This window comes from Pseudomonas sp. LS2P72 (assembly GCF_054897865.1).
In genome coordinates, this window is sequence record NZ_CM142708.1 from 2,401,684 (window position 1) to 2,426,709 (window position 25,026).

19 protein-coding genes and 1 pseudogene are annotated in these 25,026 nt (G+C 48.0%); 10 read left to right on the forward strand and 10 right to left on the reverse strand.

Annotated elements, in window-relative coordinates; translation table 11 throughout:
- The first annotated feature begins 411 nt into the window (after positions 1-411).
- The 6 genes and pseudogenes from ACYZUA_RS11140 to ACYZUA_RS11165 all read left to right on the forward strand — a co-directional run bounded on the left by ACYZUA_RS11140 (position 412) and on the right by ACYZUA_RS11165 (position 10,514).
- The gene (locus ACYZUA_RS11140; protein WP_461963129.1) at positions 412-1,854 is read left to right on the forward strand and encodes a mannose-1-phosphate guanylyltransferase/mannose-6-phosphate isomerase; all 1,443 of its coding nucleotides are present in this window, start codon (positions 412-414) and stop codon (positions 1,852-1,854) included.
- Positions 1,855-1,979: 125 nt separating this feature from the next.
- The gene (locus ACYZUA_RS11145) at positions 1,980-3,350 is read left to right on the forward strand and encodes a phosphohexomutase domain-containing protein (protein WP_461963130.1); all 1,371 of its coding nucleotides are present in this window, start codon (positions 1,980-1,982) and stop codon (positions 3,348-3,350) included.
- An 86-nt stretch (positions 3,351-3,436) separates the two neighbouring features.
- The gene (locus ACYZUA_RS11150; protein WP_461963131.1) at positions 3,437-4,207 is read left to right on the forward strand and encodes a hypothetical protein; all 771 of its coding nucleotides are present in this window, start codon (positions 3,437-3,439) and stop codon (positions 4,205-4,207) included.
- The gene (locus ACYZUA_RS11155) at positions 4,207-6,726 is read left to right on the forward strand and encodes a glycosyltransferase (protein ID WP_461963132.1); all 2,520 of its coding nucleotides are present in this window, start codon (positions 4,207-4,209) and stop codon (positions 6,724-6,726) included. The genes ACYZUA_RS11150 and ACYZUA_RS11155 overlap by 1 nt, the downstream gene beginning before the upstream one ends.
- A gap of 261 nt (positions 6,727-6,987) precedes the next feature.
- A complete protein-coding gene (locus ACYZUA_RS11160) occupies positions 6,988-9,399 on the forward strand; it encodes a glycosyltransferase family protein (RefSeq protein WP_461963133.1) in 2,412 nt (803 codons plus the stop codon).
- Positions 9,400-9,575: 176 nt separating this feature from the next.
- A pseudogene (locus tag ACYZUA_RS11165) lies at positions 9,576-10,514 on the forward strand (acyltransferase family protein).
- Between the two features lie 499 nt (positions 10,515-11,013).
- Here the strand turns inward: ACYZUA_RS11165 and ACYZUA_RS11170 are convergent.
- The 10 genes from ACYZUA_RS11170 to ACYZUA_RS11215 all read right to left on the reverse strand — a co-directional run bounded on the left by ACYZUA_RS11170 (position 11,014) and on the right by ACYZUA_RS11215 (position 20,048).
- Positions 11,014-12,189, reverse strand: a complete 1,176-nt coding sequence (locus ACYZUA_RS11170; RefSeq protein WP_461963134.1) for a glycosyltransferase — start codon at positions 12,187-12,189, stop codon at positions 11,014-11,016.
- A 37-nt stretch (positions 12,190-12,226) separates the two neighbouring features.
- On the reverse strand, positions 12,227-14,227 hold the full coding sequence (locus ACYZUA_RS11175) for a hypothetical protein (protein WP_461963136.1): 2,001 nt from the start codon (positions 14,225-14,227) through the stop codon (positions 12,227-12,229).
- Between the two features lie 21 nt (positions 14,228-14,248).
- On the reverse strand, positions 14,249-15,310 hold the full coding sequence (locus ACYZUA_RS11180; RefSeq protein WP_461963137.1) for an FkbM family methyltransferase: 1,062 nt from the start codon (positions 15,308-15,310) through the stop codon (positions 14,249-14,251).
- Between the two features lie 12 nt (positions 15,311-15,322).
- Positions 15,323-15,646, reverse strand: a complete 324-nt coding sequence (locus tag ACYZUA_RS11185) for a cupin domain-containing protein (protein WP_461963138.1) — start codon at positions 15,644-15,646, stop codon at positions 15,323-15,325.
- A gap of 2 nt (positions 15,647-15,648) precedes the next feature.
- A complete protein-coding gene (locus ACYZUA_RS11190) occupies positions 15,649-16,380 on the reverse strand; it encodes a glycosyltransferase family 2 protein (RefSeq protein ID WP_461963139.1) in 732 nt (243 codons plus the stop codon).
- On the reverse strand, positions 16,373-17,005 hold the full coding sequence (locus ACYZUA_RS11195) for an HAD family hydrolase (protein ID WP_461963140.1): 633 nt from the start codon (positions 17,003-17,005) through the stop codon (positions 16,373-16,375). The genes ACYZUA_RS11190 and ACYZUA_RS11195 overlap by 8 nt, the downstream gene beginning before the upstream one ends.
- Positions 17,002-17,631, reverse strand: coding sequence for a PI-PLC domain-containing protein (locus ACYZUA_RS11200; RefSeq protein ID WP_461963141.1), 630 nt, complete (start codon positions 17,629-17,631; stop codon positions 17,002-17,004). The genes ACYZUA_RS11195 and ACYZUA_RS11200 overlap by 4 nt, the downstream gene beginning before the upstream one ends.
- Positions 17,622-18,386, reverse strand: a complete 765-nt coding sequence (locus ACYZUA_RS11205; RefSeq protein ID WP_461963142.1) for a glycosyltransferase family 2 protein — start codon at positions 18,384-18,386, stop codon at positions 17,622-17,624. The genes ACYZUA_RS11200 and ACYZUA_RS11205 overlap by 10 nt, the downstream gene beginning before the upstream one ends.
- A gap of 102 nt (positions 18,387-18,488) precedes the next feature.
- Complete coding sequence (locus tag ACYZUA_RS11210; protein WP_461963143.1) at positions 18,489-19,232, reverse strand: ABC transporter ATP-binding protein; 744 nt, start codon at positions 19,230-19,232, stop codon at positions 18,489-18,491.
- A gap of 15 nt (positions 19,233-19,247) precedes the next feature.
- Complete coding sequence (locus ACYZUA_RS11215) at positions 19,248-20,048, reverse strand: ABC transporter permease (RefSeq protein ID WP_461963144.1); 801 nt, start codon at positions 20,046-20,048, stop codon at positions 19,248-19,250.
- A gap of 761 nt (positions 20,049-20,809) precedes the next feature.
- On the opposite strand from ACYZUA_RS11215, the gene gmd reads away from it, so the two are divergent.
- Genes gmd through ACYZUA_RS11235 form a run of 4 tightly spaced genes read left to right on the forward strand, consistent with a single transcriptional unit; the run spans position 20,810 to position 24,989 of the window.
- On the forward strand, positions 20,810-21,841 hold the full coding sequence (gene gmd, locus ACYZUA_RS11220) for a GDP-mannose 4,6-dehydratase (RefSeq protein ID WP_461963145.1): 1,032 nt from the start codon (positions 20,810-20,812) through the stop codon (positions 21,839-21,841).
- Positions 21,841-22,737, forward strand: a complete 897-nt coding sequence (locus ACYZUA_RS11225; RefSeq protein ID WP_461963146.1) for a GDP-mannose 4,6-dehydratase — start codon at positions 21,841-21,843, stop codon at positions 22,735-22,737. The genes gmd and ACYZUA_RS11225 overlap by 1 nt, the downstream gene beginning before the upstream one ends.
- The gene (locus ACYZUA_RS11230; protein ID WP_461963147.1) at positions 22,738-23,883 is read left to right on the forward strand and encodes a glycosyltransferase family 4 protein; all 1,146 of its coding nucleotides are present in this window, start codon (positions 22,738-22,740) and stop codon (positions 23,881-23,883) included.
- Complete coding sequence (locus ACYZUA_RS11235; RefSeq protein ID WP_461963148.1) at positions 23,880-24,989, forward strand: glycosyltransferase family 4 protein; 1,110 nt, start codon at positions 23,880-23,882, stop codon at positions 24,987-24,989. Before ACYZUA_RS11230 ends, ACYZUA_RS11235 begins: the two co-directional genes overlap by 4 nt.
- Positions 24,990-25,026: the final 37 nt, after the last annotated feature.

The following is a 25,026-nucleotide window of genomic DNA, read 5'->3' on the forward strand; positions in this document are numbered from 1 at the left end:
CACCAGTTGAAACACTTGTTTGTTTTCAAACGCTTTTTTTGCCTCCAGCCCTTACGCATCTGTTATTAATTCCCGGTACTAGCTGTAGAATGGCCGGCAGAATTATCTGATCCTGCTCCGCATCGCATCTCAACCTCCAATGATCCGCTTTTCCTTTCCAAAGGAGACTGCATTGTCTAGATTGCCTCCAATACACAGTGTTGCAGGTACGGGCATTCGATGAATGCTGGAGCAAGGTAATTAGAAGCGATACCAGGCATGAAGCTAGCGGGTTTGGATCGAAGCTGAGCTGTCATCCTGGCGACAGGTTCAACAAGAATTTGCATCAATTACGATGCAGGAATGACCGGAAATATAACTGAGCCCCACTTCCTGGACATATCTGCCAGAAGGGGATTAAGGATTTAGAGCATGGAACTGATTCCCGTAATTTTGTCTGGCGGAGTGGGCAGCCGGTTGTGGCCTGTTTCTCGAGAAGCCCACCCAAAGCCGTTCATGGAGCTGCCAGATGGCCAGAATCTGATCCAGAAAACCTTCCTCCGCGCTTCGCGTCTGGAAGGTGTTGTGGAAGTTCTGACGGTGACCAACCGCGAACTCCTGTTCAAGACCGAAGACGAGTACGGCGCCGTCAATACAGCCAAGCATGCTCAAGGTTTCATCCTCGAACCATTTGGGCGTAACACCGCTGCTGCCGTCGCCGCTGCTGCACTTCAGCTGGAAACGACCCATGGTCCTGATGCACAGATGCTGGTGCTGGCAGCTGATCATCTGATACAAGACGAAAAAGCCTTTGCTGCGGCCGTAGCCAGCGCCATGACGCTGGCCGCCGAAGGTTGGTTGGTTACCTTCGGGATCCAGCCGACGTACCCTGAAACAGGGTTTGGCTACATCGAAGCGCAAAAAGATGCACCGCTGAAGGGCGGCCTGAAAGTCGCGCGCTTTGTCGAAAAACCCAATCTTGACACCGCGCAAAGTTATGTCAGCGCAGGCAACTACTACTGGAACTCCGGGATGTTCTGCTTCCGGGTGGGCACTGTCCTCGAAGAGCTTCGTCAACATGCTCCGGACGTAGTGGAAGCGGTCAGCAAAACGATTGAAAACTCCCGCCTTACTTCATCGGCCAAGTACCGTTGCCTTGCGCTTGATGCTGATGCGTTCGCAGAGGTTCCGGATATCTCCATCGACTACGCGTTGATGGAGCGATCCTCTAAAGTTGCGACCGTTCCCTGCGACATCGGCTGGAGCGACATTGGTTCCTGGAACGCCGTCAGTGAGCTGACCGAACCCGACGAGAACGGTAACCGCTTTGAAGGCGAAGTGCTCTCTCATAACTCGCGCAATAACTACGTCAACAGTGAAGGTCGGCTTACCGCGCTGGTCGGTGTCGAGGACTTGCTGGTCATCGATACCCCGGATGCGGTGATGATTGCTCACAAGGACCATGCTCAAGACGTAAAACATATCGTCAATCAGCTCAAGGCCTGCAGTCATACGGTTCATTTGCTCCACCGTACCGTGCATCGCCCTTGGGGCACCTACACAACGCTGGAAAATGGCGAGCGCTTCAAGATCAAGCGCATTGTGGTGAAGCCCAAGGCTTCGTTGTCCTTGCAGATGCACCATCACAGAAGCGAGCACTGGATCGTTGTCAGCGGTATGGCAGTGGTGGTCAACGATCAGCAGGAATTGATGTTGAACACCAACGAGTCCACTTTTATTCGTGCTGGTCATCAGCACCGTTTGATGAACCCGGGTGTTATCGATCTGGTGCTGATCGAAGTGCAGAGCGGTGACTATCTGGGCGAAGACGACATCGTGCGCTTCGAAGACAACTACGGTCGCGTCGACAAGTAACAACACTGAACCCGAAGCGAGCCCCGCGTCTTGCGGGGTAAGCGCGCCAGAGGCATCAGGCCCTGGCGGTCCATTCTTGCCGTTGCCGCCCCAGGGCGGCATCGGACATTTCAGTAGTGAGTAGAATGTTTCCTCCTATCGTGACGCAATGCTTCAAAGCCTATGACATTCGTGGTCAGGTACCCGCTCAACTCAACGAAGACATCGCCTACCGCATAGGTCGCGCGCTCGTCGCCGAGTTGCAGGGGAAAACCTTCGTGGTCGGCCAGGACATGAGACTCGAAAGCCCACCCCTGGCGGCAGCGCTGATGCGCGGCATTACCGAGGCGGGTGCCGATGTGATCGACATCGGGCTGTGCGGCACCGAGGAAGTCTACTTTGCCACCAGTCACTACAAGGTTGATGGCGGCGTAATGATCACCGCCAGTCATAACCCCAAAGGCTACAACGGCATGAAACTCGTCAAGGCCGAGTCTCGCCCTATCAGCGGCGATACTGGCCTCGACGCCATCCGCCTGCGTGTCGATCAGGGTGACCTGGGTACCGTCGCGGCAGAAAAAGGCGCAGTTCGTCAGGCATTAGACAAGACTGCCTACATCGACCATTTGCTCACCTACGTCGACGTCAGCACCTTGAAACCCCTCAAGATCCTTGCAGACCCGGGCAATGGCGCTGCCGGCCCTGTGCTGCAGGCATTGGCTGCACGACTGCCGCTGCAATGGGTATTCATCAACGAAGTGCCTGATGGCCACTTTCCGAACGGCGTACCCAATCCACTGCTGCCAGAGAACCGCGAACTGACTCGTCAGGCTCTGCTGGAAAACCAGTGCGACATGGGCCTGGCCTGGGACGGTGACTTCGATCGCTGCTTCTTCTTCGATGCCGATGGTCGGTTCATCGAAGGCTATTACCTCGTCGGCCTGCTGGCTGAGATGCTGCTTAAACAACACCCTGGTAGCAAGATCATCCACGACCCGCGGTTGACCTGGAACACCATCGAACAGGTTGAGCAGGCGGGTGGTATCGCCGTTCAGAGCAAAACCGGGCATGCGTTCATCAAGGAGCGTATGCGCGAGGAAGATGCGGTGTATGGCGGGGAGATGAGTGCTCACCACTACTTCCGGGATTTTGCGTATTGCGACAGTGGGATGATTCCGTGGTTGTTGGTGGCGGCTTTGATGACAACCTCCGGAAAGACATTGGCACAGTTGGTCAATGAGCGAATTGCCGCCTTCCCGTGCAGTGGAGAAATAAACTACAAAGTAGAAAGTGTCGCACCTATTTTGCAACGGATTGTTGAGCACTATGCTGTTCAGAATGCATTAATTGACAGGACCGACGGGGTCAGCCTGGAATTTGACGATTGGCGTTTCAATTTGCGGGCTTCGAATACTGAACCATTGTTGCGTTTGAATGTTGAAAGCCGCGCAAGTGTGGCGTTGGTAGAGGAGCGTGTAGCGGAGCTCGAAGTATTGATTTTTTTGGGCAAAGACTAAGGCGTCTTCTGACTACCAGACCACTTTTCACACCTAGCCTGATGTTACTACGTTGGGAGCCAGTGAGAACTGGAATTCTTTTCAGCTTGCTCGCTCCGCTCCATGTGGAGAGTAAAAGGTTTCTCCCTGGTATCGCACGTGTTTCACCCGGTTATGAGGGGATATGGCATTTTTACTATTTGGAAAAAAACACCGTGGATAATTCGGACAACCTTGAGTTGCAGTCTGCGCTTTCCCTCTTAAAGGAGCAGGCTGAAGCCCTGGCCGGACTAGAGGGAAGAGCTACAGCAGCCGAAACGCTGCTTGTTAAGGCCAGATTGGAGCTGGAGTCCTCCAAATCACGCGCTGCTAAATCTGAACGGGACCTGATTGCTGCACGGCTAGAGATTAAAAGTCTTCAAGAGGCGCTATCAGCAGGCGCTGATGGGAGCCGGGTGAGTACTCGTGGACGCAGATCTCGGTCGCTAGGCGTCACAATTCCGCAGCCTTCGCTATCAGCAAATACACCTACCAGTCATGGTGGGCTGTTGGTGAAAATCCGGCGCAAGGCAGGCAAGGCTGCACGTGGAGCTCTGGTGTTGGTGATTAGGCCTGTGGTGCGAAACCCTACGCTGGTCGCAACGGCAAAAAAAGTATTCAGGCGTTTCCCCAACCTTTATCACAACTTGCGGATGTTCGCTTTTCGACGAGGGTTGATGTCAGCAGCCCAAAGTAACCCGGCTGGTCGATTTGGCCGTAATGGTGGGATTGAAGATTTACCCGAAGGGTTTATGCCTGGGCATACGCCATTGTCGCCCAAAGCTCAAAATATTTACACTGATATAAAAAGTCGTATGTCTGAACAGGAAAGCCGTTAATGCGTATAGTCATTGATATGCAGGGCGCACAGACCGGAAGTCGTTTTCGGGGTATTGGGCGTTATACAATGGCGCTTGCAGCTGCCATGATCAAACTGCGTGGCGAGCACGAAATAATCCTTGCGCTTAACGGGCTGTTTCCAGAAACAATTGACTCAATTCGTGATGCGTTTGCCGAGTTGCTTCCCCAAGAGAACATCAAGGTGTGGAGTAGTGTCGGGCCTGTGCATGCATTTGATCCGGCGAATGAGTGGCGCAAAGACATAGCGGAATTGATACGTGAAGAGTTCTTAGCAAGCCTTAAGCCTGATCTTGTCCATGTGACAAGTTTGATGGAGGGGTTTGGCGATGACGCGGTACATAGTATAGGTCGGGCACCTTTCAAGGTGCCGACCGCGGTGACTTTCTATGATTTGATTCCGCTTATCAAAAGTGACGTCTACTTTGCTCCCAATCCTGGCTTTGAGCGATTGTATCGCGAGAAAATATCGCACCTCAATCGAGCTGAGCTGATGCTTGCTATTTCCGAGTCATCACGAGAGGAGGCTCTTGAGTACTTGGATCTTGCGGATGAGAAAATCGTAAACATCTCTGCTGCAGTAGATGATATTTTCAAACCGGTCACTTATACCCACGATGCCACAAAGCGGTTTAATAAAAAGTACGGTGTCAGTGGTAAGTATCTAATGTATTCGGGCGCAACAGATGATCGAAAGAATCATATCGGATTAATAAGTGCTTATGCACTATTGCCGGTCTCTGTGCGTGAGGAATATCAGTTGGTATTGGTTGGTGGTTTGCCTGATGATCACCGCTTTCGCTTTGAGCAACATATTTCGAAATGTAAGCTCTCACAGAATGATGTGATAATAACCGGTCGTGTATCTGACGACGACTTGGTACAGTTCTACAATCAGTGTGCACTCTATATCTTCCCTTCATTGCACGAAGGTTTTGGATTGCCGGTGTTGGAGGCTATGTCCTGTGGCGCTGCAGCCATAGGCTCAAATACAACCAGCGTTCCTGAAGTCATTGGAAACGCAGAGGCTCTGTTTGATCCTCATTCGGAACAAGCCATTACTGACAAGATACTTCAAGTTTTGCGGGATCCAGGGCTGCTCCAGAGTCTTAGAGAGCATGGGGTCATTCAGGCAAAGAATTTTACTTGGGAAATCAGTGCTCAGCTGACATTGCGAGCATTTGAAAAGTGGTTTGAATCCCATGGTGCTCAAGCAGCCAGAAATCTGGCTCCATCGAGTGAGGCTGATCGCAGAGATTGGCTTCTAGATGAAGTGGCTCGTCTTGGTCCAATAATGGCAGATACTGAGATCAGGCGCGTTGCCCAAGCAATTGCTACACACACGCAATCGTCAATAAAGCAATTATTGGTTGACGTCTCTGGTTTGGTTAATAGGAACAGTGTTAGCGGTGTGTCATACATCGTTGAGCGGTTGCTTCGGGAACTTTTAGCTAGTCCTCCAGATGGGTATGTTGTAACGCCGGTATATGCAACTAAGGATGAGTTTGGATATCGGTATGCCGGTAAGCTTACTGATGCTTTCCTCAATCAAGCATCTAATGATCAAGAAGACTATAATATAGATTTTTGCCAAGGTGATATTTTCCTGGGTTTGGACGTTGAACACAATGTGCAAGCCAAGCAGGCATCGTTTTATCAATATTTAAGACGTATTGGCATTAGTGTATATTTTATACTCTATGAGCTAGAGCCATTGCTCAAGTCTAGTATGTTTCTTGGTCCTGCCTTTTTTGAGGACCATGATCAAGTTGCGCTTTCACGCTACATGGATGGTGTTATCTGTGTTTCAGAGCATGTGTCCAGAGAACTGAGAGATTGGCTTGAAAAAAATGCTGAACCCAGAGCGAGAAAACTAGAAATAGGAAGTTTTTCATTGGGGGCAGAAGTTAAACCCCATGTAGCTGGTGATTGCGAATCCCGCCCGTTGGCAGAGTTGTCGAGTGAAGTATCTAAAAGCGTTAGTTTTTTCTTGGATGCCAGAAGAATGGCGAAGGAAGACCTACATAAAATAATTTCCACTTTTAATGGTTTGTGGTTTGAAAGTATAGATGTTGTATTGGTTGTGGTGTCTAGCCTTGAAACTCGCGAAGTTCAAAGTTCGAAGGAGTTAATCAAGGAGGCGCAGAAGACCAAGTTATTGTGGGTCACCGAAGTGGATCAGGATATTTTTAGCAATGTTCAGGCCGCCTGTAAATGTTTCATAGCTGCATACCAAGATGAGGTATTTGGCTTAAGTTTAGTAGAAGCTGCAGCCAATGGGCTATCGATCATCGCATGTGACAGTCCCTTGCACCGTGAAGTTGCCGGTGAGCATGCACTTTATTTTAATAGGGAGGAATTAGAAGGCCTCGCTATTGTAATTAGAAAATGGTTAGCCCTGTACCAAGCTGGCCGGCAGCCGATCTCCGAAAACATCAAGTTGATTAGTTGGCAGGAAAGTGCTCGGCGATTGATGAGCCTAGTGTTATCAAAAAAATGATAGGTCCGAACCATGGCCATCTCAATCATTTTGTATTGTTGATCAGTCTTGCTGGAATAGTAAAGTAAAGTACTTTAGGGTGGGCTTGCGATGAACCAGAAAAGATACGGATTTGGCGCAGGTGTGAAGTGTGAGTGCGGTGGTTGTTGGTTTTTGACGGAAATTTGTAATACCGAAACATCGAGTTAGTTTCGTTTTGGCAGGTGTATGCAAATGCACGCGATGTTCCAGGGGACTCCTTAAAGGGTGGCTAGAAGCATTATGATTGAACATATTAGTGAGCTGTTAGCATTGGCTCAAGCCGGATCTGGTCCGGATCATATCTGGATTGGTGACTCTCCAGTTGATGGAGCCTCGTTCGTTTCTGTAGATATTCTCAGTGCCCCTGGTTTCAGGGCATCCCCTGCCGACTCCAATCGCTTTGACAGTGTGTGGCTTTTTCAAGAGCCTGTAGCGCAACAAGGTTGGCGAATCTTAATTGACTCGTCTATCCGAATGCTAAAAGCATCCGGAACTTTGATAGTTCGATATGTCCAGAATCAATATATATCGATTCCGGCGTTAAAAAACTTCCTTTATAGGAAGTATGGTTTGGCCGTTTCTGTGAACGCAGAGTTTGTTAGTGGTGGCGAGATTGTAACGGTTTTTAAAATTTGTCGTCAGATTAAAGTTGGTCCAAACTCTCGGAAATGGACTTTTGGGGTTTTAACTCAAGGGAAAAAAGTTGAACTTGTCGCTCGATTGTGTAAAACAATTCGTGACTTTGGTGGTTCCGATCATCAGATAATAATTGTCGGTCCATATAGCACAGCTTATGATAATTACTCACCGATCTACATTGATAGGCAGTATAGTCAAAAGTTGTCAGATATTTGCATCAAGAAAAACGATATAGTTGATATTGCTGATCATGAAAACCTCTGCATTTTACATGATCGCTACTGGCTTGACGAAAATTTCTTTACTGGTTTTGAAAAGTTTGGTTATGATTTTGATTTTCTGACTATAAGACAACACCATCAATCAGGGAAAAATTATCCATCTTACTGTGCGATTGATGATCGATCCCATCTTATTTGGGGGGCTATTTATGAGTGTGGGAACGAAAACCAAACGTGGAATCGTCACTATCTGAACGGCGGGCTAGTAGTGGCGAAAACCGAACTACTTAAACTTGTTCCATTCAATGCGTTGATTTTTCACAATCAAGCAGAGGATGTGGAACTTGCTAAACAGCTTGAGAGCTATTCGGTTGTTCCAAGAATAAATCGATTCTCTTCAGCCACCACTGATGTTCCAGATCATCTTACCGATGCCTTCAAACTGGCTCTAGAAACAGATTATGATGATGTTTTTTTTCCTCCCGTCGTCGAGGCCGCCCCAATTGCAACGTTGATAGAGGAGGCGGAGCAAAGTTTTGTTGTTGATATTAACCCTAGGCCTTGGGGAAGGCTTCAAGGGGTTATCAATAGAATCGAGGCCCGTCGCCGAGCAGGTGCAAGCTGGAAAGGCGTTATGTTTCTTGGGGTGCAGCTTATTTGTCGGCGGTTGCTCAAGTCCAAAGAAGTAATATCCACGGAAAATATTAGAAAGCGATTAAAGGTTCAACCCGATGAAAATAAAGGACTGAATATTCTGCTTTATGCTGGAGAATCAGGGGGAGTAGTGAACCTTAGTGTTCATTACATAGAATCGTTACGGCGAAAATGTGTGCCTTTTTGTATTGTCGATATAGAACGGGGCGCCAATAAAAATGTGCTTCCTGATGAGTTTAAAACCTATTTTTCGGCAGATCCATTGTATCCTACTAATATTTGGTGTGTGGGTTTTCCGTTCGTTGGGCACCATTTACATATTTTCCGCGAGTGGGCGGAAGGCCGTTGGAATATTAATTTTACTCATTGGGAACTACCATTTGTACCAAGCCGGCTGATCAGTAACTTTGACGCGGTTGACTCAATGATGGTTGATACGGAGTTTGTTTATAGTGCTGTGGCTAGCGCTACCACAAAACCGATAACACTTGTGGATCCTGAAGTTAGGGTGCCGGTCTCCAGCGTTGAACACTTTAATCGGAAGTATTTCAATCTACCTGGAGAGAAAGTTTTATTCTTATTGAATTGGGAGTTTACTTCCTCGACTGTTCGGAAAAACCCTGAGGCCGCTCTAAAAGCTTTTGCTGAAAGCTTTCGCGGTGTGAACGATGTCGCTTTGGTCATGCATGTGAAATTTGAGCTTAGGCACGGCGATGAAAAGCGGAAGGAGTACGAGGCGTTTCTTGACGGGGTTAGGATCAGATATCCCAATGTCATTATTTTGAATACTAATAGTTTTAGTTACAAAGAGGCTCTTGGCCTGAAGCGTGCCTGCGATGTATATGTGAGTTTTCATCGATCTGAAGGCTATGGGATGGGCTGCGCTGAATCTCTCGCTCTTGGTAGACGCTGTGTAATGACTGGCTGGTCAGGAAATATGGAGCTTCTAAAGAATATTAATTGGCGTAATTCTATCTACACAGTAGATGTTTCGCTGGTGAATGTTACACCTGAAGACTATCCTTGGGTGGAGGCTGAAGACGACGTTAAACAAGTATGGGCTGAAGTTAAACATGAAGACGCAGTGCGCGCGCTTAGTGAAGCTTATGAAGATGTTAAGCTGTCTTTGAAGGTTTAGGGTGTTCAGGTTGTGGGTTTCTATGGGCTGTTATCGGAGTTGCAGCTCGTAGAAGGCCTTTTTAAAAAGTGTATAACGCTTTATATTATACAAATAATTGTTATGCTTTCTTAGCGTAAAGTTAGTGAGTGAATCCTTTGCCACCTACACCTACTATCGGAATTACAGCAGCGAATATGGCCAAGGCAGAAAGGCTCGAATCGCTGAACTCGTTGCGTGGTATCGCAGCTCTACTCGTTTCTATCGATCACTCAATACTGTTGACCAACAACCCTCCCGTAGATAGCTTTCTATTCTACTTTGCTACATTCATGGGGGCTTTAGGCGTTGGTGCATTTTTATTATTGAGCGGCTTTGTTATCTTCTTAAGTCTCGAAAAGACACCACCTTTGCAGTTTCTGATTTAACGTGTTTTTCGGATATACCCGGTAATAATAGCTGCGGTTTTTTTACGTTTGGTGTCTCAGGTTTTTATAGGTGTCAGACATTTTGATCTTTCAACGATAAAAATTTTTGTTCTTAATGTTAGTCTTTTTGGGAACTTATTTATACCTATTGAGGCTAATATTGAACCTATTGTTTGGAGTCTGAGTATTGAAGTTAAATTTTATATTCTAATGGCTGCAGTCTTCTTTGTAGTTAGAAGTAAAATGGCTCAAAGGTTGTATCCATGTTTGATTTTAGTCGCTTTGGGGTTGGGTGTATTGGGTGCGAATTTTCCTCTGCTTTCGAAACCCGCACTTATAGATTTAGCATTGGCAGTGAACTGCATACCTATTTTGTTAATGGGCACAGCTGTATGTTTATTTTATAAAAAAACGATCAGTCTGAATAAGCTTTTTGTTTTACTTGCGCTGTTATTGGTTGTGTTTTCATTTTCTCCAATTAGTGATAACGTTTCCTTCTACAAGAATTTCACCACTTGGGTACTGGCAGCTTTTGCATTTGGTTTGTGCGTGTTTTCTCCTCGCGTGAATAAAGTTATAAATAAGAAATGGTTGTTATGGCTTGGGGCTATTTCATATCCGCTGTACGCTATTCATACGACAGTTATTGAATTGATGATTCATTTAAGCCCAGGCTCTACGCCGAGTGCCTTGGTGCTTCGTGCTTGATAATCTCTGTAGTAGTTGCGTACGGTCTTCATCTCTTTGTTGAAATGCCGGTACAGGCTTGGTCCAAGAGGCTGACTAAAAAGAAAGTAGCAACTTTGGTTGAGTCCTGAGATATTTATGTGATGGTCATCTTTCTATTGGGTGCCTATCACCAGATCAGGCTGACGGAGGCAAGCTAGTTGTCACCGCTGCGAATTTTCTTGAAAAGTTATGGGAGGAAAAAATTGTAATCGATCCACCGAGAACATACTCACTGTCCCCAGTTGAAACGTAAGCGCTCCATAAACCCCACATTCAAAGTAACCGCTCCACGAACCTCACATTTAAAGCCGCGATTTGATGCCTGATGCTGTGCTCCCGATCTCTTTCAGGAGCCAGCGGCCATGATGCCCGATGTTAAAGTTGAAAATTGTTGTAGTAGGGGCAGGCAGCAAGATCATGACTATTCCCCGGGTGTTTTAATTGCATTTTTGTTTTTTTTTTTTTTTTGTATAAATAATCAAATTAAAGGTATTGTGTTCTTTTTGGAAAGAAAACTAGTTTGGCAAGATCTTAGGCTTTCACCAGAAAGGTATGATGAGGTGCCATCTAAAACCTTGGTAAGTATCTCTGCGAACACATCGTGATCATAAGGATCCGCAGTGAGTTCGGGGTTTAAATTTATTTCTTCGCAAGATGAGTTGTTTGAAGAAATTACAGGCAAACCTTTTGCCTGTGCTTCGAGTATAGGAAGCCCAAGGCCTTCGTAGATAGAAGGAAAGAACAGTACTTTACATCTCTTCATTAGATGTTCTAACTGCCAATCGCTTGGCGAGCGATACCATTCAACATTTCCGCAAGTTTCCGACATCTCGCCTAAAAACTTTGTTACTTCGATTACAGGCATTCGCTCTGTTCCGACTATAATTAGATTTACAGGCTTCAGGCTAGTAGTCTTTTTAATGACGGCGCTAACCGCAGCAAAGTTCTTTCGATGGTCCAGTACGTTAATAAGAAGTACAGAGTCTGATATTCCTTCGTTCGTCATTCCATTCCCAAAGTCTTGAAATGGAATTGATACCGCTATCCGTGGCTCGAGACTTTTTCCATAAAAGGTTAAAAAATCACGTTTGGTACTCTCACTAATACATGTAATTTTTTTAACGTTTCTAAGATAAAAATCATACCCTAAACTATGCTGGTGGGCGAACTCATAAGCATTGAGGTATCGGGGCATACGAAGGGCTCCAATTGCGAGTAGGTTGGGAACCATATCGTAAACTATGCCAATTGAGTACTTCGCCTCTTGCAGAGCGCCACGATCTGCACATATCCAGGGGGCAGTTATAATGGAGAGGTCGAAACTATCGGGGGAGATGTTTTTATCCAGATTCCATGTGACTTGGTTTAGTGCTGGATTGTGTATTATCGGGTTTGTGTGTTCTGGTTTATAAGTGGGGTCATTTGATTTCCAAGTTGGAGCGACATCACGCTCATCATTTTTTTTTGGTAGCATTGAATTTTTAGCGTCCACATCAGAGCACGTTAAAAAATTACCGTTGCTTGGAGATCCCAATGTAACCGTGTATCCAGCATCTATAAGCTGATTCCAGTAGAAGCGTATAACGCGTCTAACGCCAACATGTGTAAGGTTAAAATTGTTTTCAACAATTAGCAGCGCTGTCTTATTGTTCATGGCATGGTTTTCGCGGTGGATTGAACGTATTTAAGTGCTAGGCTTCACTGATTTTATTTGCATCAATACTAACAACGCCAATACCAAGCTCTCGTGCATCGAGTGAGATACCTTGCTTTTTGGGTGATGAGAGGTGCAGTATATTCAGTTGTATGGAAATACTTTCTTTGTCTTGAATTAAAAAGCCAGGTACGCGGATGTTGAATTTTTTAGGGCGCTTATTCTTTGGGATTCTTAAAATTCCTATAGGAGTTCCTTCGCAAGTCATTGCAACTAATTGGGACTTGACCGATTTAGGGGCGAACGAGATGGCTTTAATAACCAGATTTAGGTCGTGGTGTTCTCCAATCTCAAATTTTGGAAGTGTTAATGAAGATGTCGCACCGACAGACCAAACACCCCAAGATTCACGCTCTGACCATCCTGAGCCTGTAACACCGCCGAGGTCCATGTTTTTACTGCTTAGCAGTAATGGGTAGGCAGACTCTACTTGAACAAAATTAGTACCGATGCTTTCAATTGCATAGTGATCATCGTTATGTAGTGCAATGACAATATTTCTACAGTTTTGGTTGATTTTGCTTGTAAGGTCTATAGTGAGTTTTGTTCTGCTTTTTATTAGGTGTTCAGTGGTGAAGGTGGTTGTGGTGCCATTTATTGAAATTTGAAATTCATTATTTAAGCTTTCACTAGTGATGGTAATGTTGAGGTGTGTATATTTTGCTACGGGTTGTATGGCGCTTATCGAAATAACGGCATGTTTTCTTTTTGGCACTAGTCCATACGAGGTGTACCCAAATAGAGAGGGTGAAGCATATATTCCAAAATGCGCGAGGTGGGTCGGATTAACGTTTCTTAAATCGATTTCTTTGCCGGGAGCAAGTGGTGGAATTGTAAAGTGGTCAGACAGTGGACTTCCGTTTGGAGATACATAAACATTATTAATTTGCGGGATGCTGGCAAAGTCATATGTGTATCCTGGACGGGCGTCAGTCACTATAAGTTCTACATGCCTAGCAAAACGTGGTGTTACGCCTTTCTCTGACATTGAGCGAGTTAGTTCTACGTCTTCGCCTTGGTTCCAGAATAAGAGGTTGTTCCAAGGAGACGCTATCAAAACCTCCCGTTTACTTATTATTACGCCTCCATTTACATAGATATTTGGGTTGTAATCACCATGCTCTAGCATTCCGCAAGGAGCCCAAGACCACTGGCTACCAATAGATACCCAGTCAGGAAACCGATCTCCATTTCTATCATATTGAGCGGGGACAATGACCGAAAAATCTGCACCATACTCAAACATTGCATCCAGAAACGTAGGAGGGATTTCATACCTATCGTGTGCAATCAGAAGATTTTCTGCGCTGGAGGTCTCTACGATCAGATTTTTTTTACGTGTTATCCATCCTTTTGTACCATGCTCTTTAGGTTCTTCAATGTAGCGAATCTTGCCAGATTTATTATCTATAGTTGCTCCGAATTCTATTGGGCCACATATCGCTATGGTCCAGGCGATATTGTCAATTCCCCTTATGCTCGAGACGCTGTCAATGAACGCTTTTACTTCATTAGGGCGCTTTCCATTTGTGATTAGCGCGAATTCGAAGGTAGAAAGGGTAGCTCGGATACTGAGCCTAAAGCAATTAAGTGCGTAAACAAAAGTTCCGTCAGGATCTTGCTCTTGATAAATAAGTTCGAACTTGAAGTCTGTTCTTCTTCTTAGAAAAGTGGTGAGTAGAAATACACTAATTAAATTGCTTTGGGTGAAGCGCAGGAAGAGTGAGCTTTTCTTGTTATGGTCAAGCAGACGTAGTGCTTCATCAAGAACTAATGGCCATTGTTTTATTTGGCCGATATCCAATTCGGTCAAGTATACGGCGCTGTAGTTGCCATGGCGGTCGGAGGACTCCCTGAAGTCATAGGATGCCTCAAAGAGTCGGGTAGACGCCGTGAAGTGTTCAATCGGTGGGTGACGCCCCCCCCAAAAAACCGCATCAGAACTGCAGATTTCGCTTAGTAGTTTAGGATCATACATTCTGGGAAAAGCACCTATATATCAAATTGAACGTTTTATTGCACGTAAAAAAGAAGTTATTCGCCAGCTAGTTGATTGGTGAATGGCGCTTATTTCAGCTTTCAAGTTTTTTATTTCGGCTAATAGTGCACCGTTATCGCTCGTTGAAGAAGTGACGGTGCTTGAAATGGATCGCTTAAGGTGAAGTGCTTCTCCATTAAGATCTAAAGATAGGCGTTCATTTTCTTTACGGAGGACTTCGGTTTCATTTTTCCAATACATCACTCTAGCCCATGCAGCAGAGTTTTCAGCAACTACGTGGCGTGCTCTGGCAAGCTCTTGCAATATTGAAATATTTACAGGGTCTCCAGGTGGGAGTACCGCAGACGGAGCAGGGACGTGCCAGTAATGTTTTCCGTCATAGAGTGGTATCCCTTTTAATCCTATTCTTGCCTCAATTTCTTGCCAATCCAACCCAATTTTGTTGAAAAATACGTTTACTTCCGCACATGCTGGATCATTTGGTTTGATTGCATAAGTTTCAAAACCGTGACTCTCTAAAAAGACTAAGACTTCTTTTAGTGTAGGTTCACCAGAGTAAAGTGCAGACTTATGCGTGGTAGGGGCTTCGAGCATTCCTGCGTCAACTTTAGACAGTAGCGTTCCCAAGGACTCTAGGACTTTTAAATCTACACCTTGCGCATCGATTTTGATAAAACTGATGTGATCGTATCCTGCCGCAAGCAACACGTCATCTAACCGCGCAACTTCAACTTGAATATCTTGATCAAAGTATAGGTCTTTGCGTTGTGCCCAGTACTCATTTTCCGAAAGTGACGACTTATCGAAGTCTAATAGGCTGGATACGCCCCAGTCTGCATGTTTCGCGACATGGAAGTTAGCAGCGCCAGATATCGTATTGATGGCTAGCTTCAATAACTCGACGTTAGGGAGATCAAGAGTTTCCTTCTTTACCTCCAGTCCTTCAAATAACTCCGGAATTGGTTCGAACCCCAAAACTGGAATTTGTGGAGAGCGTTCGGCAACTTTAAAAATGAAATCGCCGTTGTTTGCGCCAACGTCGAGTATGCAGGTCTTAGTCATTCCGGTACCCGATTAGTCTGCAATGTATTTATCATTAAGGGCGCCGGGAAGCTTTACCACCACCGTTAAAGTATCGGTAAGTGCCAAGAAATCAGTTTTCTCTCCTGGGGCAATTGTAATAATATCTCCGGTATGCCACTCTTTGCCGCCCATTCTCACCGACCCTTCCGCAATTACCGTAATCTCAGTCGCAATCTTATGGTAATGGCTTCCCTCTGACTCGCCTTTCGCGTATCGCTTAATAGCAACTTCACAGGCTTGAGTGTCAAATGCGGTCGGTGTGAACCCGCCCACGAACCACCCCTTTACCATGTCCTCCAGTTTATCGTGTTTCATGTTCAGCTTTTTCCCGAGTCGATAAAGGTTTCAAGGCGCTCGATTTGTCTTTCAGACTTTAAGGGATGAAATTTCTGGGTATTAATGCGGTGCGCACCAATTTTAAACTGGCGCAAGACCAATTCGTTCAAGGTTGGGCAGATGTAGTACTGACCATCGACGTGAGCGCTTTTCATGATTGCTTGTTGGGCTGCTTCGACAAAATCGCTACCGTGTTTGAACCAATAAAATCCGACGGTTGCATTGTTGCTGATTGGGTTTTTCTCGGCACATTCAACGACGAAGCCTTCGTCATTCAAGCGTACATAGGAGTAGCGAGGATGGACTGAAGGAAATACGACGACGCCTGCGTCAAAGTCAGACTTTACGAACCCAGAAATAACCGCTGCAAAGTCGACGTCAATCAGTTCGTTGCCATTGATGATCAGCAGTGGCTCGTCGTTCTTGATCGTTGCGATAGCGAGCAATGCTGTGCAGGATGCCCCGCCAGTTTTACGCTGAACATTCAGCACCTTGGCGTCTGGCGACAGCAGGCGCAAGACGTTATCAAGGTGCCAACGTTTGCAGTCTTGATCGCGCACGGCAAGCGTCAATTTAACATTTGGGATTGAATTGCATTTTTCGCTTAGGTGCTGAATGAGCGGCTTTCCATCAACCTCTGTCAGGCAGAGGGGGTAGCCGCTGTCACGGTCGTCATGGGGTTCGTTAGCAGCTAAGATGAGGACGTTAGTCATGGGGATTACCTTCGGCACGTTTGATAGCATTCATTATGTTTTCGTAGTTGGTGTCGTTGACGTCGCTGACTACGAGTACATGGGCGCCGGAGGCGCGAGCAGCTTGAATGCCGTGCTCATTATCTTCAACAATCAGGCATTGCGATGGTTCTAACTGAAGCTGTTGCATCGCTTTGATGTAGATTTCGGGAGAGGGTTTGGGTTCTTTGACATCTTCATTCGACAACATAATGTCCAAATAACGCTCAAGATCAGCTTTTTGCATCATTGTTTGTACGGTTGCTTTGATTGAGTTTGAAGCAACACCTAACTTATAACCCTGAGCCTTAAGTGAGGAGAGCGCGTATTCGTGGATGAAACGTGGTCGGCATTTTTCGAATACCATATCCATCGTGTAATTTTGTTTCAGCGTGTTAATGAAGCCATGCAGTTCGTAGGGTAAGTTGTTCGTCTTGCTCAGCATGTTCAATTTTTTGCTGGTAGGTAGACCATCAAAAGATGTCAGATGGTCATATCGGGAGATCTCGAATCCGAACAGCGCCAACGCTTTGTTGAGCGCCTCGTAATGCCATTCTTTGGCATCGATCAGGACACCGTCCATGTCAAAAATAACTGCCTGAATCATGGTTTCACCTTAAAAAAATCAACTGCTTCTTCTGGGACATCAGTGCATAGTATGACTAGATCGCTGGTGTGCAGATGGCTATCTTTGAGTTGCTGCCAGAAGGGTCTGTGTTCACGCTTGTGTAGCTCCGGTGATACAAGGCAGACTTTGATGCCTGTGCTGGTCAGTCGCCGAAGCTCTTCTATTCGCCATTCATCTGATTCGAATGCATCAAGCCAGATGCCGGATGCAGAGGTCATCAAGGTGGACCGGCCCTCGAATTCACTGATTCGAAGATAGGTTGGATTGCCAGCGGCCAATTGCCCTCGCGTGTCGGGAATTGACATGTCAAATGCGAACCAATTTTCGTAACTGTGGCGTTTCATCGCGGCGCTAACCGCGGTGGCCAACCCGTCTGATTTGATGTTGATGGCCAGGGTTGGTTGTGCGGTGCCTGCTAATTCCAGAAGCTCATCCAGCGTCAGTTCGCCACCAGTGGGTGGGTCGTGTGAAATAACGAGTGTACCGGCAAGATCTCGAACATCGGTTTCTGTTCCGAAGCCCAGGGAGAACGACTTTCTGAAGGCTTTGACAGTGTTTTTTTCACTTGCCTCCAGCCAGTATCCTCTATGGCTGATTATTTCCATTTGATCTGCTCAATTTTTGTCAGGGACAGGGGGAGAGCCAGGAATGAGGCCAGATCCGGTGGGGTACCTAGGCCATACATTCCTTCTCCATCCGTACCGATTGTGTAGATACCGATTTTGCTACCAGAGGCAATCATCCGGTTATAGACGGGAGCTACATAGAATTCATTGTTTACGCGCTCATCTGCCTCGATCATTTCTTCGGCGGCGCTGACAAATTCTGAACCCTTGGCGAAATTGTAGATGCCGACGGTTGCATCTTCGGAAATTGGATCTTTTTCAGCAACCAAGGTCACATGGCCCAGGTTATCAGTGGCAGCAAACGACCATTTCGGGTCATTGGCTGTCATGGTCATGATCAAACCGTCCAGCGAGCGCTGTTCCATATCGCTCAGGTAATCATCGATTGAGGCGTCGATGAACTGATCGCTGTTTGCGATCATCAGCGGATCGTCGCTGTTAATGAGGTGTTTGGCAGCAAGGACTGTGCAGGCGGCACCTTGGGTGATGCCGTCAAGCAAGACGACTTCGAAATTTTGTGTCCATTGCGGCAGTAGTACGTCTAGACCGTACGCGGAGAAATGTTCGCGTTGGCACACAAAAATGAAACGATGCTCACACTTAGGGCTAAGGTTCTCGATGACCAACCTGATCATCGGGATTCCATGTATAGGAATTAGTGGCTTTGGATCGGTAAAGCCAGCGTTTGCGAAGCGGCTGCCACGCCCAGCCATCGGAATGATGATGTTTAGCATTATTCAGGTCTGTCTTCTAGGTCGGTCTTGATGAGAATGGGTTCTTTACGAGCCCAAACGGGTCATCAGCTTAACTTAGATGGCCGGGGGGCAGGCAAGTGTTCAGTGTCCGAAATAAGCGCGCGTCACGGTTTCGGGATCTGAGTCCATTCGTATTTTGCCATGCTCTAGCCAGATGACACGGTTGCATGTGTGCATCACCAGTTCTCGAGAATGGCTTGCAATCACCAAAATATTCGTTGCTTTAACAAGCTCGGTCATTCGTTCTTCAGCCTTGAGTTTGAAGCCCTCGTCGCCCACGGAAAGCCATTCATCCATGATCAGTATTTCCGGCCTGACGGTAGTAGACACTGCAAACGCCAAGCGTAGATGCATACCTGTTGAATAGGTCCTGACTGGCATATCAATGAACTCGCCGAGTTCGGAGAACTCAATGATTTCATCAAGCTTTTTTGCGATCTCGGTCTTCGTCATTCCCAAAAGTACGCCACGTACAAAGATGTTCTCTCTGCCCGTTGCTTCGGGGTCAATGCCTAGAGAAATATCGATCAGTGAGCCTATTTCACCACTAATTCTGGCGGTTCCAGACGATGGAGAGTAGACACCGCTGAGCAGTCTCAGCAGGGTGCTTTTACCGGCACCATTATGACCAAGCAAACCAACGCGCTCACCGTCGTTGAGCGTGAACGTCAGATTTTCCAGGGCGCGCACGATTACGCGGCCCTGGTCGTTCGCTCCCAGTTGGCCGCCTGTCGCAACCTGGATCAGGCGCTTTTTCAGCGAGCGCCCGCTAGCGTTGTAAATCGGAAAGTCAACGCATGCGTTGTGAAACTCAATAGAAGCCATGGTGTGTATTCTTCTTCAAAGCCAGTAAGCAATGCGACGCTTATAATAACCGTAGAACATTATTGCTAAGCCCCACCCCAATACAGCCATACCTCCGGATACGCACCAGCTCAAGGTGCTAACGTCTTGACCTAGCAACGGTGCTCTGACAATTTGCATCAGGTGATAGATAGGGTTGAAATCCAGGAGGTAAGTGCTCGATCGTTGCGGGAGCAGGCTGGGGAGCCACATGATGGGTGTTAGGTAAAAGGCAATCTGCAGAAGACTTGAGACGATCTGGGTAAGGTCGCGATATCGTGCACACAGAACACCTAATATGAGGCTAATCCAAGTCAGGTTAATAGCCAGGAGGGCAAAGCCAGGAATGCTAAGGAGCGCTTCAAGTCCTAATGGTTTTTGCACGGCCAGGAGTGCGAGAGGGAAAATGATGATGTTGTGACCAAGTATTAGTATGTTTCGCCATAGAGTTCGCAGTACATGCACGAACAAAGGAATAGGCAGCTGTTTTATAATACCTTCTGCTGCAATCAGGCTGGTGCAGCCTTCGGTTACACTAGTTGCGATGAACCCCCAAAGAATCATCCCTGCGGCTAGAAAGGGAAGGAAGTCTTTGATAGGGGAATTAAAAATTTGTCCAAATACAACACCTATCGTACCGATCATTACGCCCATGCTGATGGTGAGCCAGAATGGTCCGATGGCGGAGCGTCTGTAGCGCTGGCGGACATCCTGCCATCCGAGCATGCCGACAAGCGAATAGCGCTTTGCCGACGCTGCTATGTCCATCAGGGCAACGTTTATTGTGCTGTTGAGCATTCGAAACACCGGGTTATCAAATCAGCCGGCGATTGTAACCTCGGAGGGGGTGGTGGTGTCACCTTTATCGTGCTCGCTACCCTTAGTTCATGGCGTCTCGCCTCTGTTTGTCGTCGCCTTTTCCCGTCGACAGAGAGCTTGTTTCGTTAGGGGGCTCAGGAGGGATGCCGGGCTTGGGATTTGTTGTTATGCCGCCAGCTAGATGGCGAATAAAAGACTAGCAGCTTGGTAGGTCTCTCGCACCGCGGGTGCGCGCCAAGGGTGTAGGCTCGCAGCATTTAACACGATTAATAATGTTTCTGACTTTGCATTTTCAGGTGCTTGCGCATCTGACTCGTTTAAGTCGATGGGGATTGAAGTCTATGGTTTTGGGCTCGGTGAAATATGGTTTGTGTAGATGATGTTAGACAGAGTGCGTTATTTCATTTGGTTGTTGGCCAGATTTTGTACTTTTTTGTGTGATCTTCGCCAAAAAACGACTTTATTGCTCTACGGCTAACAGTCTTTCGAAGTGCTTCTAGTCTGATTTAATCCAATGGAGTGATAATTTTTCAAGAAGTGACCCTGCCTGCCGAGCCCTTCTCTGTGGCTTGGTTGCCTCGCCCCCCCGATTTATCGACATGCTGGTGGTGTGCTAAGACAGGCGAGGATGTATGATAGGCCCCCCGCTGTGGGGCTTCGGAGCTTGGTTCGCCAAACTCAAGTTTGATTAGTTGAAGATGTGCCTGCTAAGGCCTTCAAATGGAGTTTAGAGGATTCGCATGAAAGCAATCGTTACTGGCATCACTGGTCAAGACGGCGCCTACCTGGCGGAACTGCTGCTGGAGAAGGGGTACACCGTTTACGGGACCTACCGTCGAACCAGTTCTGTCAATTTCTGGCGTATCGAAGAGTTGGGTATTCAGTCCAACCCTAATCTGCATTTGGTCGAATACGATCTGACTGACCTGTCGGCCAGCATCCGCCTGCTGCAAACCACCGAAGCCACCGAGGTCTACAACCTTGCTGCGCAGAGCTTCGTGGGTGTTTCGTTCGAGCAGCCGATCACTACTGCGGAGATCACTGGCCTCGGCGCGGTTAACCTGCTCGAAGCAATTCGGATCGTTAATCCGAAGGTTCGTTTCTACCAGGCATCCACTTCCGAGATGTTCGGCAAGGTGCAGGCTATCCCGCAGATCGAAAGCACGCCTTTCTATCCGCGCAGCCCATACGGTGTCGCCAAGCTCTACGCTCACTGGATGACCATCAACTATCGTGAGTCGTACGGCATTTTTGCCACCAGCGGTATCTTGTTCAACCACGAGTCCCCACTGCGTGGCCGTGAGTTTGTGACCCGCAAAATCACCGACTCCGTCGCCAAGATCAAGCTGGGTCTGTTGGACAAGATGGAACTGGGCAACCTCGACGCCAAGCGCGACTGGGGTTTTGCCAAGGAATACGTCGAAGGGATGTGGCGCATGCTGCAGGCCGATGAGCCGGACACTTTCGTGTTGGCGACTAACCGCACCGAGACCGTTCGCGACTTCGTCTCCATGGCGTTCAAGGCAGTTGGTATCACCATTTCCTGGGCGGGGACTGCGGAAGACGAGCAGGGTACCGATGCTGCAACCGGTAAAGTACTGATCACTATCAATCCGAAATTCTACCGCCCAACTGAAGTTGAGTTGCTGATCGGCAATCCGGCCAAAGCCAAGGAAGTTTTGGGTTGGGAACCAAAGACTTCGCTGGAAGAGCTGTGCCGCATGATGGTCGAAGCTGACTTGCGTCGTAATGAACAAGGATTCTCGTTCTGATGACCATTGCCGGCAAACGTGCGCTGATTACAGGTATTCAAGGTTTCACCGGTCGTTACATGGCGGATGAACTTCGGGCTCATGGCTACGAGGTTATCGGGTTGGGCAGTCAGCCTTCCGATGATCGCAATTATCACCAGGTGGACTTGGCCGATGGCCCTGGTCTGCGTACGTTGCTGGCAAAGATTCAGCCGGATGTTGTAGTTCATCTCGCGGCATTGGCGTTTGTCGGGCATGGCGCAGCGGACGCGTTCTATCAGGTCAATTTGATAGGCACGCGTAATCTGCTGGAAGCCGTCGCGGCCAGTGGAAAATCCTTGGACTGCGTGCTGATCGCCAGTAGCGCCAATGTCTATGGCAATGCTTCGGGTGGCCTGCTGTCTGAGACCACAGCGCCGGCACCGGCCAATGATTATGCCGTTAGCAAGTTGGCCATGGAGTACATGGCCAACCTTTGGCACGAGCGCCTGCCAATCGTCATCACTCGACCGTTCAACTACACCGGCGTGGGCCAGGCCGAGAACTTCCTGTTGCCGAAAATTGTTTCTCATTTTCGTCGCAGGGCGCCAAAGATCGAATTGGGTAATCTCGATGTTTGGCGTGATTTCAGCGATGTTCGCGCTTTGGTGAAGGCATATCGAGGGCTTATCGAGGCGAAGCCACTGGGGCAGACTATCAATGTCAGTTCCGGCAATACCCATTCGCTTCGCGAAGTCATCGATATGTGCAAAGGCTTCACCGGGCATGATATCGAGGTCGAAGTGAATCCGGCCTTTGTGCGAGCCAATGAGGTGAAAACCTTGTGCGGGGATAACTCGAGATTGCGGGCGCTGGTACCAGGCTGGACCACACCGTCCCTGGGCGAAACCCTTAGCTGGATGCTGACGGCTGAATAAATGAAGTTAATTCTTTCTGTTGAACCGGTCCGCTTTCCGCTGACCGGTATTGGTCGCTACACCTACGAATTGGCGCTGCGACTGCAGCAGAACCCGGAAATCACCGACCTGCAATTTTTTGCCGGTCGGCGGTTTTTGCCTGCGTTGCCCACGGCTGCCGAAGCCTCGGGTAGTGGATACGGCCTGAAACGAGCCGTACAAAAAAACTTCCTGGCGGTTGAAGCGTATCGACTTCTTATGCCTTTGCTCAGGAAGCGCGCATTAAAAGGCCATGGTGATTTTCTTTACCACAGCCCGAATTATTATCTGCCGCCCTTTGCTGGCCGCAGTGTTGCTACCTTCCACGATCTGTCTCCGTTCACTTGGTCTCACTGCCATGCGCCGCAACTTGTGCGCTATTTGCAGAAAGAGCTTAAAGCCACACTGGTGAGAGCCGATGCACTGATTACGGACTCGGAGTACACGCGCAGAGAGTTGGCGGAGTACTTTTCCTGGCCTATTGAGCGTATCCATACGGTGCCGCTGGCCAGTTCTGCCGAGTTTCATCCTCGTAGCGCCGATGAACTCAGAAGCACGCTTTCACGCCATGGTCTTACGGTTGATGGTTACAGCCTGTTTGTCGGGACGATCGAGCCTCGCAAGAATATCGAGACGTTGCTTGACGCCTATTCCCGACTCCCTATCGAAGTCCGCAAGCGCTGGCCTTTGGTATTGACTGGCTATCACGGCTGGCGAAACGAAAGCATTCACCAACGGCTCGAAAGTGCCCGGCGTGAGGGCTGGGCTTTTTATCTGGGTTTTGTACCCAGTGAAGACCTACCGCTGCTGTTTGCCGGGGCTCGTCTTTTTACCTTCCCTTCGCTGTATGAAGGGTTTGGTTTGCCGGTTCTGGAGGCCATGAGTTCTGGTATCCCGGTCGTTTGTTCAAACAGCTCATCACTCCCAGAGGTTGCCGGTGATGCGGCCTTGATGTGCGAGGCCAAAGACACCGAGACATTGACTGGACTGATCCAGCGAGGTCTGGAAGATGAGACATGGCGCTCCAGCGCCGTTGAGCAAGGCTTGCTACATGCCGCGAGATTTTCGTGGGAGCGATGCGCAATGGAAACGCTTCAGGTTTATCAGACGGTGGTCAAAGGACAATGATCAAGGTTCTGCACTTCTTCAAGACGTACTACCCGGAAACCATGGGTGGCATTGAGCAGGTCATCTTTCAGATTGCTGAAGGTGGAACTAAGCACGGTTTTGAATCCGAAGTGCTTTATCTCAGCGAGCGAGGCGCGGCGCGTAACGAACCGGTTGGGCACCACCTGACTCATCGTTCCAAACTCGACCTGCACGTAGCGTCCACCGGTTTCTCGCTATCGGCATTCAAGGATTTTGCCGAGCTGGCGAAGAAAGCGGACATTGTTCACTATCACTTTCCGTGGCCTTACATGGATCTTGTGCATTTCGTCAGTCGAATTCGCAAGCCTGCCGTCGTCAGTTATCACTCTGATATCGTCAAGCAAAAGACGCTCCTCAAGCTTTATCAGCCATTGATGAACCGCTTCCTGTCTAGCGTCGACTGTATCGTTGCTTCATCGCCCAATTACGCTGAAAGCAGTCCGGTATTGACGCGCTTCAAAGATAAAGTCCGCGTTGTACCCTATGGTCTGGACCGGCAAACCTACCCGACGCCTTCTGCTGAGAAACTGGATTTCTGGCGAGCGCGTCTGGGGGAACGTTTTTTCCTGTTTGTGGGCGCTCTGCGCTATTACAAGGGACTGGACTATCTGCTTGAAGCTGCAAAAACCACTCAACTGCCCGTCGTCATTCTCGGGGGCGGACACCTTGAGATGGAACTCAAAGCCCAGGCGAATCAATTGGGGCTGACGAATGTACATTTTCTCGGTGGCTTACCTGATGAAGACAAAGCGGCCCTGTTAACGCTGTGCTATGCGTTCGTTTTTCCGTCGCATCTGAGGTCCGAGTCTTTCGGTATTTCGTTGCTTGAGGGAGCGATGTACGGAAAACCGATGATTTCTTGTGAGATTGGCTCCGGCACTACTTACATCAACATCGCAGGTGAGACAGGACTTGTCGTTCCTCCCCGCGATTCCGTTGCGCTGGCAGGCGCTATGAACCAGCTCTGGAATCAGCCAGCAGTTGCTGCGTCGATGGGAGAGGCTGCTGCACGGCGTTTCGAAGAAGTGTTTTCAGCTGATTCGATGGCGAAATCCTATGCTGAGATTTATCGATCTCTGCTTTGAAGTGTTGCGACACAGTGCCCGAGCATTGATGTTCTTA

Coding starts and splice junctions, on each gene's coding strand:
- ACYZUA_RS11140 (WP_461963129.1), top strand. CDS start 412: ATGGAACTGATTCCCGTAATTTTGTCTGGCGGAGTGGGCAGCCGGTTG.
- ACYZUA_RS11145 (WP_461963130.1), top strand. CDS start 1,980: ATGTTTCCTCCTATCGTGACGCAATGCTTCAAAGCCTATGACATTCGT.
- ACYZUA_RS11155 (WP_461963132.1), top strand. CDS start 4,207: ATGCGTATAGTCATTGATATGCAGGGCGCACAGACCGGAAGTCGTTTT.
- ACYZUA_RS11160 (WP_461963133.1), top strand. CDS start 6,988: ATGATTGAACATATTAGTGAGCTGTTAGCATTGGCTCAAGCCGGATCT.
- ACYZUA_RS11170 (WP_461963134.1), bottom strand. CDS start 12,189: ATGAACAATAAGACAGCGCTGCTAATTGTTGAAAACAATTTTAACCTT.
- ACYZUA_RS11175 (WP_461963136.1), bottom strand. CDS start 14,227: ATGTATGATCCTAAACTACTAAGCGAAATCTGCAGTTCTGATGCGGTT.
- ACYZUA_RS11180 (WP_461963137.1), bottom strand. CDS start 15,310: ATGACTAAGACCTGCATACTCGACGTTGGCGCAAACAACGGCGATTTC.
- ACYZUA_RS11185 (WP_461963138.1), bottom strand. CDS start 15,646: ATGAAACACGATAAACTGGAGGACATGGTAAAGGGGTGGTTCGTGGGC.
- ACYZUA_RS11190 (WP_461963139.1), bottom strand. CDS start 16,380: ATGACTAACGTCCTCATCTTAGCTGCTAACGAACCCCATGACGACCGT.
- ACYZUA_RS11195 (WP_461963140.1), bottom strand. CDS start 17,005: ATGATTCAGGCAGTTATTTTTGACATGGACGGTGTCCTGATCGATGCC.
- ACYZUA_RS11200 (WP_461963141.1), bottom strand. CDS start 17,631: ATGGAAATAATCAGCCATAGAGGATACTGGCTGGAGGCAAGTGAAAAA.
- ACYZUA_RS11205 (WP_461963142.1), bottom strand. CDS start 18,386: ATGCTAAACATCATCATTCCGATGGCTGGGCGTGGCAGCCGCTTCGCA.
- ACYZUA_RS11210 (WP_461963143.1), bottom strand. CDS start 19,232: ATGGCTTCTATTGAGTTTCACAACGCATGCGTTGACTTTCCGATTTAC.
- ACYZUA_RS11215 (WP_461963144.1), bottom strand. CDS start 20,048: ATGCTCAACAGCACAATAAACGTTGCCCTGATGGACATAGCAGCGTCG.
- gmd (WP_461963145.1), top strand. CDS start 20,810: ATGAAAGCAATCGTTACTGGCATCACTGGTCAAGACGGCGCCTACCTG.
- ACYZUA_RS11225 (WP_461963146.1), top strand. CDS start 21,841: ATGACCATTGCCGGCAAACGTGCGCTGATTACAGGTATTCAAGGTTTC.
- ACYZUA_RS11230 (WP_461963147.1), top strand. CDS start 22,738: ATGAAGTTAATTCTTTCTGTTGAACCGGTCCGCTTTCCGCTGACCGGT.
- ACYZUA_RS11235 (WP_461963148.1), top strand. CDS start 23,880: ATGATCAAGGTTCTGCACTTCTTCAAGACGTACTACCCGGAAACCATG.